12 protein-coding genes are annotated in these 14,304 nt (G+C 37.0%); 9 read left to right on the forward strand and 3 right to left on the reverse strand.

Features of this window, described 5'->3' with window-relative positions; all coding sequences use genetic code 11:
• Positions 1-306: 306 nt before the first annotated feature.
• Positions 307-1,416 (reverse strand): helix-turn-helix domain-containing protein, encoded by a 1,110-nt coding sequence (locus ACFSAH_RS09370; protein ID WP_379662466.1) that lies wholly within the window; start codon positions 1,414-1,416, stop codon positions 307-309.
• A gap of 155 nt (positions 1,417-1,571) precedes the next feature.
• Entirely contained in the window at positions 1,572-2,810 is a 1,239-nt protein-coding gene (locus ACFSAH_RS09375) for a cation:proton antiporter (RefSeq protein WP_379662467.1), read from the reverse strand.
• Positions 2,811-2,922: 112 nt separating this feature from the next.
• Between ACFSAH_RS09375 and ACFSAH_RS09380 the strand changes: the two genes are divergently transcribed.
• Together ACFSAH_RS09380 and radA are read left to right on the forward strand one after the other, a co-directional pair.
• The gene (locus tag ACFSAH_RS09380) at positions 2,923-3,858 is read left to right on the forward strand and encodes an energy transducer TonB (RefSeq protein ID WP_379662468.1); all 936 of its coding nucleotides are present in this window, start codon (positions 2,923-2,925) and stop codon (positions 3,856-3,858) included.
• A 697-nt stretch (positions 3,859-4,555) separates the two neighbouring features.
• Positions 4,556-5,938 (forward strand): DNA repair protein RadA, encoded by a 1,383-nt coding sequence (radA, locus tag ACFSAH_RS09385; RefSeq protein WP_379662469.1) that lies wholly within the window; start codon positions 4,556-4,558, stop codon positions 5,936-5,938.
• 85 nt (positions 5,939-6,023) lie between these two features.
• Here radA and ACFSAH_RS09390 read toward each other — a convergent pair whose 3' ends face one another.
• Positions 6,024-6,827 (reverse strand): hypothetical protein, encoded by an 804-nt coding sequence (locus tag ACFSAH_RS09390; protein ID WP_379662470.1) that lies wholly within the window; start codon positions 6,825-6,827, stop codon positions 6,024-6,026.
• A 451-nt stretch (positions 6,828-7,278) separates the two neighbouring features.
• On the opposite strand from ACFSAH_RS09390, the gene ACFSAH_RS09395 reads away from it, so the two are divergent.
• The 7 genes from ACFSAH_RS09395 to ACFSAH_RS09425 all read left to right on the forward strand — a co-directional run bounded on the left by ACFSAH_RS09395 (position 7,279) and on the right by ACFSAH_RS09425 (position 14,160).
• Complete coding sequence (locus tag ACFSAH_RS09395; RefSeq protein WP_379662471.1) at positions 7,279-8,685, forward strand: tetratricopeptide repeat protein; 1,407 nt, start codon at positions 7,279-7,281, stop codon at positions 8,683-8,685.
• A 72-nt stretch (positions 8,686-8,757) separates the two neighbouring features.
• Positions 8,758-9,528, forward strand: coding sequence for a phosphosulfolactate synthase (locus ACFSAH_RS09400; RefSeq protein ID WP_379662472.1), 771 nt, complete (start codon positions 8,758-8,760; stop codon positions 9,526-9,528).
• 27 nt (positions 9,529-9,555) lie between these two features.
• Positions 9,556-10,302, forward strand: a complete 747-nt coding sequence (locus tag ACFSAH_RS09405; RefSeq protein WP_379662473.1) for a shikimate dehydrogenase family protein — start codon at positions 9,556-9,558, stop codon at positions 10,300-10,302.
• 39 nt (positions 10,303-10,341) lie between these two features.
• The gene (gene gldD, locus ACFSAH_RS09410) at positions 10,342-10,917 is read left to right on the forward strand and encodes a gliding motility lipoprotein GldD (protein ID WP_379662474.1); all 576 of its coding nucleotides are present in this window, start codon (positions 10,342-10,344) and stop codon (positions 10,915-10,917) included.
• Positions 10,918-10,931: 14 nt separating this feature from the next.
• Positions 10,932-12,260 (forward strand): alpha/beta hydrolase, encoded by a 1,329-nt coding sequence (locus ACFSAH_RS09415; protein ID WP_379662475.1) that lies wholly within the window; start codon positions 10,932-10,934, stop codon positions 12,258-12,260.
• 15 nt (positions 12,261-12,275) lie between these two features.
• Positions 12,276-12,914, forward strand: coding sequence for an MBL fold metallo-hydrolase (locus ACFSAH_RS09420; RefSeq protein WP_379662476.1), 639 nt, complete (start codon positions 12,276-12,278; stop codon positions 12,912-12,914).
• Positions 12,915-12,933: 19 nt separating this feature from the next.
• Positions 12,934-14,160, forward strand: coding sequence for an FtsX-like permease family protein (locus ACFSAH_RS09425; protein ID WP_379662477.1), 1,227 nt, complete (start codon positions 12,934-12,936; stop codon positions 14,158-14,160).
• Positions 14,161-14,304: the final 144 nt, after the last annotated feature.

Raw genomic sequence — 14,304 nt, forward strand, 5'->3', positions numbered from 1 at the left:
TTTTAGGGAGGGAACTTGTCCGAAAAACAGTAATTCGGACAACTAAATTGAACCGAAAAACAGATATTATCAGCGGGTTAAATACGACAAAACATCAAAACTGGAATAATATCAGAAAAGAGGAAAAATATTCTAACAAAGTGAAACCAGAAGGCGAAAATGATTAGTATAGACCTCCTCGTGATCAGGAATTTTCAATAAAAAATAGCTGAATAACTAATTTGAGGGATTAAAAGATTACACTGAAACTTAGGCAACGGAGCATGGACTATAAACAATGAATGATAATAAACCAAGATTGTCCTTTTATATTACGGTTCCTTTTTCAATATACTCTACGGGAGTTGTACCTGTACTTTTTTTAAAGGCGGCATAGAAAGTACTTCGGGACGAAAAGCCTGCTTCTTCTGCCAGTGCTTCAATGGTCAGGTTTTTCCATTCTCCTTTTTCAATCTTATCTTTAACAAAAGCTATACGGTAGTTATTGATAAAATCATTAAACTTCAAATTATAGTGCTGTTTTAGCAGAGTTGTTAAGTGTCTTTGAGGGATGTTGATTTTAGCTGCCAGCAACGACACTGTTATTCCTTTTTCTTTAAAGTATTCCCGGGAGATTATCTTTTTTTCAAGCTTTTGGGTATAGTCTGCTATTTGTTCGGGGTTTAATTTTAGAGGATCCTCTTTCCTTTCATGGTGTATGGTTAAAATTCCTCCGTTAGCAGAAGACAGGCCTGTTTGCGTTTCTTTATCTTCGATAAAAGCTGTTCCATAAATCTGTTCGGGCTTAAAAAAGAAAAGTATACAAAAAATTAAAATACCTACACTAGCAAATAGGGGTAAAAAACCAACTCTTAATGCTTCGGCAGAAAACAGCAATGTTCTCACTAAAACAGTTATTGTACTTATAGTTAGGACTGAAAAGAAAGCGTTATAGGTAAATAGCCAGTATTTTTGTTTTTTATCTATAATCTCGTTCCTGAATTTGATCAGAAGCTGCGTTTGAAAAACAATATAGATAATCTGCTGTATAGCTCTGATGATATTATGTGTCCCATGGGTTAAAAAGGCATACTTGTATTGGAAGTTCCATTTGGGATCCTGCGCCACCAGGTCTACGATATACTGTCTTTCTTCAGGGCTTTTAAGCATGTAGGGAACCAGATCGATTATGGATAATGCCGCCGGAATAAAATGCAACCAATCGTATTTATGTAACTTCTTATTTTTTGAAAGCGACAACTTAATATACAAATAGCTACAGGGTGCAAATAAATAATACAGAGGGTTTCCTTTGTTGTATAAGTTTGGAAAATTACACACCTCTCCGCTAATCATCAGGTAAATCATTAAAGAATACCATGCTATTGCAGCAAGCACAATCCCTAACATGAGGTTTACCCAGAGCTTTCTTCGCAAATAATATAGCAGGATTAAAAATAATAATCCGTTGACGAAAAAAACGCCTAGTAATGAGATATGCTGTAATTGGGTCAAAACAAAATCTGTCAACTACAAAAATAATTGTTTCTGTGATAAAATAACGCTTTCGAATAAGGTATTTTATACCAAAACTAGGGTAATAGTCTTTTTGCCATCTTCCCTATAGTAAGCCCCTGCACAAGAATAGAGAACACAACCACAAAATAGGTTATAGATATAATCATCTGCTTGTAAGGGCCTTCATTAATGGATAATGCTAAAGCTATTGAAACGCCTCCTCTTAATCCTCCCCAAACTAATATTTTAATGGTAGCCATATCAAATTTTTCCTTAAAAGGGACTGTCCTGGCAGGAATATAAATGGATAAAAACCTGGCAAGTAATACCACAACGATCGTAATTACTCCCGCCACCCAGAAATCAAGAACGCTAGGGATAAGCAAAATTTCAAATCCGATTAAAAGGAACAATATGGCATTTAAAATTTCGTCTGTGAGGTCCCAAAACTTTTCGAGATAATCTTTGGTTAATGCACTCATGTGATCGGTATACTTCCCAAAAGTGCCCAAAACTAACCCCGCAGCCACCATAGTGAGGGGACTGGATATTCCTAAACTTCTTGCCAGCAGATGCCCACCCATAACAACAGACAGGGTTATCAGTACAGAAACTTTGTAATCATCAATTTTCTTTAACGCTCGGGCTGCCGCTATACCCAACAATACTCCTATTAAAATTCCGCCCACAGCTTCTCTTAGAAACAGCATAGAGATTCTTTCAAATGAAATCTCTGTCTCCGACCCATTTGCCAATTGTAAGATGACCACAAAAACCACTACTGCGACCCCATCATTAAAAAGAGATTCGCCTGCAACTTTTGTTTCCAGTGCTTTAGGTACTTTTGCTGCTTTCAAAGCTCCTAACACCGCTACCGGATCTGTTGGGGAAATTAATGCTCCAAATAACAAACAATAAATTAAAGGTAAATCGACAGAAAAATACGGAAGAATATAGTATAACAATGCCCCTACGGCAAAGGTTGATATAACTACACTCACCGTGGAAAAGACCATAACGGGCACTTTCTGTTCTTTCAGATCAGAAAAGTTAATGCTTACCCCACCCGCAAATAAAAGAAAGTTAAGCATAGCACCCATTAAAAGCTGCGTAAAGTCTAAATCTCTTAAAAGCTCCGAGAAATTATTAAGCAGGCTAGGATAAGTATTACCCAAAATAACCAATGCCACCGAGCTTAACATGGCAATAAGCATCACTCCTATTGAGGAAGGTAACTTAAGATACCTGATATTCAAATAAGAAAATATGGATGCCAGAACAATAAGAATTGACAAAGAATAATAAAGTTCCATAGATCTTGCTTTTATACTAAAACAACATAAAGTTGCAAAAAGTTCTGGTTTTTTAATTAGCTCTTTTTGCTGATCGTAAAAAAATATATCTTTATCAGCTATATTTTTGGTTATGAAAAACTTACTATTTACCCTACTTTTTATTACTTCTAATATTACGGCACAAGAAGTAGTTCAGCAGAAAACAATAAAAACAACAACAGGAAAAAGCTATGTAAGAACCATAACAACAACATCCAGTCCCGACCGATTTGAGTTTACAGAAGTTTATGAAGATGGCTTCTTAAGCAGAAAAGGTTATCTTTCTTCTTACAATCCATTCAAACAAGTCGGAGAAGAAGTTTCTTTTTATAGAAGTGGAAATATCAAACTCAAACAATATAAAAACGGAAAGGAATCCGTTGGTAAGCGGACAGCATATTATGACAATGGAACGATAAGAGAGGAAGGCGAGTATCTTAAACCTTCGAACAGTGAATTTCTTGATTATCCGGAGTATCTTGTTTCTCAAATTTCAGATTCTTTGGGCAATAATTTATTAGACAAATCTGGTTCAGGAAAAGTAAACCTAACTTTTGCCAACGGAGACATTTTACGAGGCGAATATAAAAACGGCAAAAAAGAGGGCGAGTTTTATGAGTTATACAAAGAAAAAGAAGAGACTTATATAGAAAACTATCTGGATGGCATTTTTATTTCCGGAGTTTTTACTGATAAAGCAGGCAAAAAAAACAGTTATGAAAAAAAAGCTGTCTTCCCTTCATTTAAAGGAGGAAATACAGCCTTTTATAGTTGGTTATCGTCTCAGCTCTCTTATCCTACCAATATGAGAAGACAGAATATACAGGGTAAAGTTTTGGTTTCTTTTTACATAGATAAAGACGGGAAACTGCAATCTCCAACGATAAGAAAAGGTATAGTAAATGGTGATGAACTTGAACAAGAGGCACTCAGGGTAATGGAAAAAAGCCCTAAGTGGAATCCGGGCCTTTTCAGAGGAAAAGCAGTTAGAGTCAATTATTCGGTTCCCATCATATTTAAACTTTAATAAAATAAAAGGTTTAAAAACGTGTAGAAAATCATTATTTATATTCCCCTTTAGTTGAGAGAGAAGCGTGTATCCTAAACAGGTCTGTTTTCGTCCTTAGTATATTTGGTTCTCTTTATTACTGGAATGTCTTGTTTATTATCAGTTGACCCGATATAAAAACTTAATGCTCATACTTTTGCTTGTTTTTACAAAAAGGAAGGAGTTGTCTGATCTGGGTTAGGATTTCTGAATCCTGAGGGCTTAGTGTATTTTTCTGGCTAAAAACCGTTATTTCACACCCTGTTTAAACGCTGTAAAGGCTGTTTTTAAATGCAGGTTTCTGGAGCATAGCTATAGTGTAGCTCCAACTAAGCTATAGTCGGGCTATAAGCAAAAAGACTTAGTGTATTTTCAGACATTGGGCTCTCAACCTAAAAGGCTCTAAGGTTTCTGTCTTTATTTAGGAAACTTCGAATGTTACGAATTTAAAATCCACCTTATTTGTAGATTCAGGAGAACCCTTCGGATTACTTTTAAAATGGAACCCTGCCTTCAAGTAGCTCTGAAATAAGCTCAGAGCATCTCCATAAAATTATTATAGCTATAAGACACTGAATCAAGTTCAGCATAACGGCCACCTCCTAAATAAATACACAAACTTTTTGCAAACAGCAAAATAAACATCGTACTTCGTAAGTCTAAAATCTAAGATCAATTGGCTAAAGTAAAATCAGCATATTTTTGTCAGAGTTGTGGGTACGAATCACCAAAATGGTTGGGAAAATGCCCTGCATGCCAGCAATGGAATACTTTTGTTGAGGAGATAACCGAGAAAAAAAGCTCTGGTGTGCCAGACTGGAAAAGTGATACTTCTTCTATTAAACCCAGGGTTAATAAGCCACAAAAAGTACAGGAAATAACCTATACAGAAGAACAAAGACTGATTACCCCGGACAAAGAACTGAACCGGGTTTTAGGCGGGGGAATTGTCAGCGGCTCCCTTATTTTAATTGGAGGAGAACCGGGCATCGGGAAATCAACCCTGATGCTACAGCTGGCACTTACACTCCCCAAAATAAAAGTATTATACGTTTCCGGAGAAGAAAGCGAGCAACAGATTAAATTACGAGCAGAACGGATTACACCACACCCTTTGTCAGAATGTTTTATTTTAACCGAGACTTCTACGCAGAATATATTTAAACAAATTGAGGTTCTAGAGCCCAATATTGTGGTGGTAGACTCTATTCAAACCTTACATTCTGCACATATCGAGTCTACACCCGGTAGCGTTTCGCAGGTAAGAGAATGTACAGCCGAACTGATGCGATTTGCTAAAGAATCTAATACTCCTGTTTTCTTAATCGGTCATATCACCAAAGACGGCATGATTGCCGGGCCTAAAATCTTGGAACACATGGTAGACACGGTACTGCAATTTGAAGGCGACCGCCATCACGTTTATCGTATTTTAAGGGCTATCAAAAACAGGTTCGGATCTTCTGCCGAACTGGGCATTTACGAAATGCAGGGAAACGGATTACGTGAAGTTTCCAATCCTTCAGAAATATTACTCTCTTTAAGAGAAGAAGCTTTAAGCGGGGTAACCGTATCTGCTACTATGGAAGGAATGCGGCCTATATTAATAGAAACACAGGCTTTGGTAAGCAACTCTCCCTACGGTACGCCCCAACGGTCTTCTACCGGTTTTGACACGAAGCGGATGAACATGTTGCTGGCCGTATTAGAAAAAAGATGTGGTTTTAAACTAGGAGCAAAAGACGTTTTTTTAAATATTGCCGGGGGCATAAGAATAGAAGATCCCAGTATAGATCTGGGCTTAATTGCCGCAATTATATCCTCTCATGAAGATATGCCTATTTCTCATAAAATTTGTTTCGCTGCCGAGGTCGGATTATCAGGAGAAATACGTGCTGTTACACGTATTGAGCAAAGAATTGCAGAAGCGGAGAAATTAGGCTTCGAACAGATCTTTATTTCCAAGTACAATAAAAAAGGGATAGATTTTGGCAAATACTCGATAAATATTCAACCCGTTTCTAAAGTAGAAGAGGTTTTTGAATTGCTATTTGGGTAAAGCAATATTTATACCTCAAAAAGATGGATGGTTAATCTTTAAGGAAAACCCCGTTAAGAATTAACCATCCAATACTAAAAGATTATTATGGTTCTAATTTAGATGTTCTTTCTATTTCGCCAAAAGTACCTCCAATATTGTTTCCCTGTGGGTCAACCAAAGATATTTTAACATTTAAATCACCAGCCGGAGCACCTTTTATCAAATAAGGAGTCCATGAGTCAACCGTGAAAGTAGTGTCTGCTGCCTGTACATTTACTTTATAGTCCTGTGGAGAAATTTTCAGGTTTTTGACATAAAAATCAAGCAACACATTATCTACATCAGCCCCTTTGTATTCTCCTTTAGGGCGACTGTAAAACAACATCGGCTCTGTTGGCTCCTCCAGTTTTACGTAGTTTCCGTTTTCATCAATCTTAAATTTCACAAGCACAGATGCATCGGGTGATTTTACAGATAGGTGATAAGAACGAGAAAGGAAGCATAAAAGCACATGCTCAGAATTCTTGGCTAAGGTAACCGTATTGGTAGGTTTATAAAGTGCTGCATAAGGCTTGTTGTCCATAATAAAATGGATGTGCTGCCCTTCCTTAGAGTTAGCACAATGTTCGGCATGGCCGTCTTCCGTCTGCTTGGTTAACTCGTAATTTTCAACTCCAAAATTAAAAGTAAGTCTCGTTGAGTCTCCTACAACCTCGGTTTTCACATCTCCCAGCGTTAGCTTTGCATTAGGAAAATCGTCAGATTCATTCAACGCTTCAATAGTTATTTTTTTTGTCGAGTCGGCGGTATTTTCTTCCGTATGCTTTGTGTTGTTGTTACAGGCGGCAAATGTGCCCATTACAAATACACCGGCAAACAAGAAAACCCCTTTAGTTAAATTTTTCATTGATTTTGTTTTAGAGATTATTGATGTTTGTAACAAAAGTACGCATTTTTATTTTTCTGATATTCTTAAGTCCCTTATAATGTGGATGAAAATACTTTTTAGAAAAATTCCTTTCACACAGATTGTATATAAGAACTGCTATCATCAAAATAAAACTGCTTATATCGTTATTCAGTATAAAACCATAAAAATTATGCCCATCTTTGTATAATATTTATGGGATTAATTACTCCAAAACAGAAATTGATTAAAAACCCAAAAGTTTTAAGATCAGATTTCAACAAAATACACCACTACAAATCAAGCTATTACACGTTTGTATCAACAATGTTGAAAACTAAATTCTTTTTTTTAAACATTAATATTATAATTTGAATGTAAATCTTTTCACAGAAAGATTGGTGGTCAAATTTTTTGTTGGGAAATACGTTCACATTTAGAGCAGACGAATATGGAAGAAGACGATTTTGAGTTTGAATTTTCTGAAGACCCGAAACAATCGGTTGAACGTTTTGAAGAGATGGTTCGCAATAAGGATCAGTACTTCTTTGATGCCCACGTTTTCGAAAATATCATTGATTATTACATTGAAAAAAACGATCCGGTAAAGGCTTTACAGGTTATAGATTATGCTGTAGCCCAGCACCCTTTTGTGGTTGCTTTTTTGTTAAAAGAGGCTCAGCTTTATCTGGTTACAAACAATTTACCTGCGGCCTTTGAGTCGTTGGAAAAGGCAGAACTGTTAGAGCCTTCTGAAGCGGACATTTTTGTATTAAGGGCCAGTATTTACGAAGTCTTAGAACGCCATGATGACGCCTTGGAATGCTTATTTAAGGCTCTGGAAATGGCAGACGAGGCAGATGAGATTTTAATGCAGATAGCCTACGCTTATCAGGGGATGGGTGATTATGAAGAAGCTATTTCTTATCTGAAACGCTGTCTGGAAAGTAATATGGAAAATCAGGACGCTTTATACGAACTGGCTTTTTGTTATGACGTTTTAGACAGACAGGAAGAAAGTATACAGTTTTACGAACAGTATATAGATAGCGACCCTTATTCTTTTGCCGCATGGTATAACCTGGGCAATGCTTACCATAAAATAGAACTTCACGAAAAAGCCATAGACGCTTATGACTATGCTATTCTGATTAAAGAAAACTTTTCATCGGCATATTTCAATAAGGGCAATTCTTTGGTACAGTTAGAAAAGTACGAAGAAGCCATTGAGGCCTATAAACAAACATTTGAGTTTGAACCACCTCATGCACAAACTTATTGTGCCATTGGAGAATGTTACGAAAAGCTCGAAAAAATGGACGAGGCTCGCTCCTATTACAAAAAATCTGTAAAACTGGATAGCGACCTTGCCGATGCATGGTACGGAATAGGTGTAACCCTTGATTTTGAAGGGCGCTACTTCGAATCGTTGCATTACTATAAAAAAGCACTAAAATTTGATAGCGAAAACCCGGATTACTGGTTTGCCATGGCAGACGCCTATTATAAGCTGAAAAAGTTGGACGAGTCTGAAAAAGCGTATGAAAAGGTAGTAGAACTTAATCCGCTGGACATTGAGGCCTGGTTAGACTTCTCTTCCGTTGCCTTTGAGCAGGAAAACCTTAAAAAATGTATAGAGATTATTGCCGAAGGCATAAAAAACAATCCCGAATCTGCAGAGCTATATTATCGCTTTGTAGCTTATTTGTTTGCCGATGGCCAATACAACGAAGCATTATTGCAGTTACAAAAAGCGCTGAATACAGATATAGACAAGCATTACCTGCTTTTCGAATACCTGCCCCAGCTCCAAAACAATAAAGTAATAGTAGACATTATCAATAGATTCCGCAGCTAAAACTTCTTAAAAAGAATCAAAATCAATGTTATGATTGAGTTTTGGTTTTTTTTTTGAACTTTTGCAAAAGTTATGAGTTTAAATTACATACTACAGGATATACCCGAGCGTACATTAAAACCAAGAACCAACGGTTTAACCATGGTGATGGACAAAGGCCTCAGCCTTCGTCAGGTAGAAGACTTCTTAGAAGTAGCGGGCATTCACACAGATATCGTAAAATTAGGATGGGCAACTTCATACGTTACACCAAACCTGAAAGAAAAGTTAAAACTTTATAAAGAGGCCGGCATTCCTGTATACTTTGGAGGAACGCTATTCGAAGCTTTTGTCATAAGAAATCAGTTTGATGATTACAGAAGAACTTTGGACACCTTTGGAATGGAATACGCAGAAGTTTCTGATGGTTCTATTGAAATACCTCACGAGGAAAAATGTGAGTTCATCAGTAAATTGAGCAAACAGGTAACTGTTATTTCCGAAGTAGGCTCTAAAGATGCTACCAAAATATTTGCGCCATACAAATGGATCAAATTAATGCAGGCAGAAATTGATGCCGGGTCATGGAAAGTAATTGCAGAAGCCAGAGAAGGTGGAAATGTGGGAATATACAGAGATTCAGGAGAAGTGAGACAAGGCCTGGTTGACGAAATACTAACCCAAATCCCTGAAGAAAAAATTATCTGGGAAGCGCCGCAAAAAGCACAACAAGTGTGGTTTATAGAGTTAATAGGCACAAATGTAAATCTTGGAAATATAGCTCCGGCAGAAGTTATCCCGTTAGAAACCATTAGATTGGGATTAAGGGGCGACACTTTTAACCATTTCCTGAATAAGAAATAAAATAAGCTTTAGCTTACGCAGTATCTGATGAAAGAGTTTGGATTAATAGGGTTTCCGTTAGGGCACTCGTTCTCTGAAAAATATTTTACAGAAAAGTTCGAAAAATTAGGTCTTAAAGACCATAGCTACAAACTATTCCCCATAGAACATATACCCGATGGTTTTCCAAAGCTGTTGCAGGACAACCCGGGTTTAAATGGAATAAACGTTACTATACCTCATAAAATAGAGGTTCTTGATTTTTTGGATGATATTGACGAAGCCGCCAAGGCCATTGGTGCAGTAAATTGTATAAAAATAACGATAACAGATGGTAAAAGGCATTTAAAAGGATACAATACCGACGTTTACGGTTTTGAAAACTCTTTAAAACCTATGTTAGAACCATTCCATAAACAAGCGCTTGTATTAGGGAATGGCGGGGCAGCCAAAGCTGTAAAATACGTACTTGAAAAATTAGGTATTCCATATAAATCAGTTTCCCGTACGCCCTCATCAGAGATGTTGTCTTACGCAGATCTGAACGAAAAAACACTTTCAGCATACCAGATTATCATCAATACCAGTCCAGTGGGTACCTATCCCAAAGCAGAAGAAGCTCCGGATTTACCGTATGAGTTTATAACAGACCAGCACCTGCTGTATGATCTGGTATATAATCCGGCAGAAACCGTATTTTTAGCCCATGGCAAAAGAAAAGGAGCCAAAACAAAAAATGGCTACGAAATGCTGGAATTACAAGCCGAAAAGTCCTGGGATATCTGGAATGAATAAATGCAATGATTTAAGAAACTAAACGTTAAAACTATCCGAATGAGAGCGTTTTTATATATACTTTGTTTTTGTTTGGGTTTAGTTTCTTGTACAAACGAAGGTTATGCTCCTAAGCCCAGAGGATATTTCCGTATAGAATTTCCTGAAAAAGAATACCAGCGGTTTAATAACCAAACACCTTATTCTTTTGATTATCCTTTATACGCCAAAATGTACCCGGATAGCTCAAGAGATGCCAAAAAAAACTGGTACAACCTTACATTTCCGGCATTTAATGCCCGTTTACATATCAGTTATTACGATGTAATATCCCGAAAAGAACTGGAGCAATTAACCGAAGACTCCAGAAAACTAGCATTTAAACATACAGTTAAAGCTACAGGAATAGACGAAGCGCTTATCAGAAACGATGAAAAGAAAATCTATGGCGTTTATTACACCATAGACGGCAATACCGCTTCATTACTGCAGTTTTACTTAACAGATAGTACCAAACATTACCTGAGAGGTGCATTGTATTTTAACGAAAAACCTAAATTTGATTCTATACAACCTGTAGCCGAGTTTATTAAAAAAGATATTGATAAACTCATAGCTTCATTTGAGTGGAAATAAAAACAACCTAAAACATGAAAAAAACGCTTTCTGTCTTGTTTTTCCTGCTAATCATCGGAAAAACAACTTTTTCACAAGGATTTTTTACTTACATAGATCTGTCTACCCATTTTTTTGAAACACTGAACGAAGGTAAGTTTGCAGATGCACAGGCTTTTTTTGATGCCAGTGCACAAGAAAAAGTAACGCCCCAGACATTGGAAAACATGTGGAAGCAGATTACGGCACAATTAGGTGCTTACGAGTCTATAAATGGTGCTCAAAACAAAAGCCAGAACGACCTTCAGTCTGTTATATTAGACTGCAAGTTCAAGCGTGACTCGCAACCTTTCCAATTTATATTCAATAAAGAGAATAAAATGGTTGGTTTCTTTATTGTTCCAAAAATGAACGTTCCGCAATACAAACCAGCGGCATACACAGACACAACATCATTCAAAGAATCGTTTATAACCATTAAATCAGGCGAATTTGATTTACCCGGCATGCTTACTTTACCCAAAAAAGGAGAAAAATTTCCGCTGGTAATATTTGTTCATGGCTCGGGCCCTTCAGATATGGATGAGACCGTGGGTCAGAATAAACCATTTAAAGATTTAGCCGCCGGTTTTGCGGGTAAGGGAATTGCCTCTATCAGGTATGTAAAAAGAACCATGTTGTATCCACAATCGTTTAATGATAAAGCTTATACTTTAAAAGAAGAAGTTACAGACGATCTGGAGCAGGTTATAACCTATGCACAGTCTCTACCAGAAATAGACCAGAGTAAAATATATATCTTTGGTCATAGTTTAGGCGGAATGATTGCACCTAAGGTAGCCGCTAAAAATACGGCTTTAAAAGGTATTATAATTGCCGCTGCGCCTGCCAGAACTTTTAACACAGTTTTTACTGAACAACTAGAGTATCTGAAATCCAAATCACAGGACACCAGTGCCGCTTCTAAAAAAGCTTTTGAAGATGCCATCAAAGAATCTAAGCAAGCATCGGCATTAAAGCCCAACACCCTAAAACCCGATTCACTTATTAACGGGCTGCCTGTTTCGTACCTGCTAGACATTAATTCGCTCAATCAGGTGGCTACGGCAAAGAAACTAAATACCAGAATAATGGTTATACAGGGAGGTAACGATTACCAATCTACTACCGCTGATTACCAGCTATGGAATACGGCTTTAAAAAACAAAAAGAACGTAACTTTAAAGCTTTACCCAATGCTGAATCATTTATTTAGTTTTGTAAACGAAAAGGGAACAGGAATGCAATACCAACAACCGGGAAATGTAGACGAGGTTGTGGTAAATGATGTTTCTGATTGGATTTTAGAGAATAAAGACAAATAATTGAAATTTATGGGCATGCAACTGAAGCAATTTGTAAACAATCCGTATAGCGAAAACACCTACATTCTATCTGACGAAACAGGAGAATGTGTGATTATAGACCCCGGAATGTACGATGCAAAAGAACAAAACCAGCTTGTTTCTTATATCAAAGACAATAATCTTAAGCCGGTGTTGCTGCTTAATACGCATTGCCATATAGACCACGTTTTAGGCAATAAATTTATTTACGATCAATTTGGTCTTAAACCTCGTTTTCATAAAGGCGAGCTTCCCTTATTACAAGCAGTTCCGTCTTATGCGCCACAACAAGGTTTTCATTACGAGCTATCTCCGGAACCGGAAGTATTTTTAGAAGAAAACGGAAAAATAAACTTCGGTAACAGTCAGCTCGATATTATTTTTGCTCCCGGTCACTCTCCTGCCCATGTTTGTTTCTATAATAAAGAGGCCAATATGCTTATAGGTGGCGATGTTTTATTTTATGGAAGCATTGGCCGTACAGATTTACCCGGTGGCAATTTCGAAACGCTTATCAATAGCATAAAAAACAATTTATTTGTATTGCCAGACCAAACAGAGGTTTTTCCAGGGCATGGTCCATCAACCACTATTGAGCATGAAAAACGGTATAATCCTTTTTTAAAGTCTTAATTTTAAACTTTTAAAAACAGTGAATCTTCCGTTATACATAGCAAAAAGATACCTTTTCTCAAAAAAATCAACCAATGCCATCAATATTATTTCGGGCATTTCTACTTTGGGTGTTTTTGTAGGAAGTGCGGCACTTATCATTATACTATCCGTTTATAATGGTTTCGAGTCGCTGGTATTATCTATGTACGACCAGTATTCACCAGATTTAAAGATAGAAGCCAGTCAGGGTAAATCTTTTGATCCAACCAGTCAGCAATTTAAAGAAGTACAAAAAATACCCGGTTTAATTTCTTATACCGAAGTATTACAGGAAAAGGCACTGATACGTTACGACAAATATCAGTTTATAGGCAAAGTTAAAGGTGTTAGCGACCAGTACCTTAAAAACTCCTTTTTAGACAGCGCTTTGGTACAGGGCGAATTTATACTTAAAGATGAGCACAACAATTATGCAGTAATAGGCTCTACTGTACAGTATATTCTGGGGGTAAACATCAATGACCAAATCAGGAAACTGGAAATCTATTCGCCTATAAAAGGGAAAAAAGCAGGGTTTTCTGCTGCTGACGAATTTTTATCTGAACAAATGCAACCCGTAGGTGTTTTTCAGGCACAGCAAGAAGATAACGATATGGTTATTGTTCCTCTGGAACTGGCCAGAACCTTAATTGGAGAAGAAAAAAACGTATCGGCCGTAGAGATTTTTCTGAAAGATCGTGAGCAAACAGATAAAATAAAACGAAAAATAGAAAAGTCGCTTGGTGATGAGTTTCTGGTAAAAGACCGCATGCAGCAAAATGCCCAGTTGTATAAAATTCTAAATTCAGAAAAATGGGCCATTTACCTTATCCTCAGTTTCGTTCTTATTATAGCCATTTTTAACATCATAGGCTCATTAACCATGCTGGTTATAGACAAACGCAAGGATATAGCCATTTTAAACAGCCTGGGAGCCTCGAAAAGACTAATCAATAGTATAATCCTGTCCGAAGGCCTGATGATCTCTCTGATAGGCTGTTTCTTTGGTTTAATAATTGGAACCCTGTTTTGTCTGTTGCAGCTTTATTTTGGAGTGGTACCTATGGGCGAAGGAAATATGCTGATTAATTACTACCCGGTAGAAATAAGACCTTTAGATTATTTACTGGTATTTTTCACTGTATTTACCATCTCTTTTATTGCGTCCTTTATCAGTTCCAGACTCAGCACCCAAAGATTTGAACAACTGAGAACAGACCTATAGTTTTTATACTTTTAATGCCTTTATTCCCTCCATTTTTTGTAAATTAGGAGTTAAATAATTTTGATGCAAAAAAGCAGAAAATAGCTGTTTTCAGAAGATTGAACCATGGTTGTTCATCTAAATTTATGCTTAAAAATGCATCTG

It is taken from the genome of Pseudopedobacter beijingensis (assembly GCF_042678145.1).
GTDB lineage: Bacteria > Bacteroidota > Bacteroidia > Sphingobacteriales > Sphingobacteriaceae > Pseudopedobacter > Pseudopedobacter beijingensis.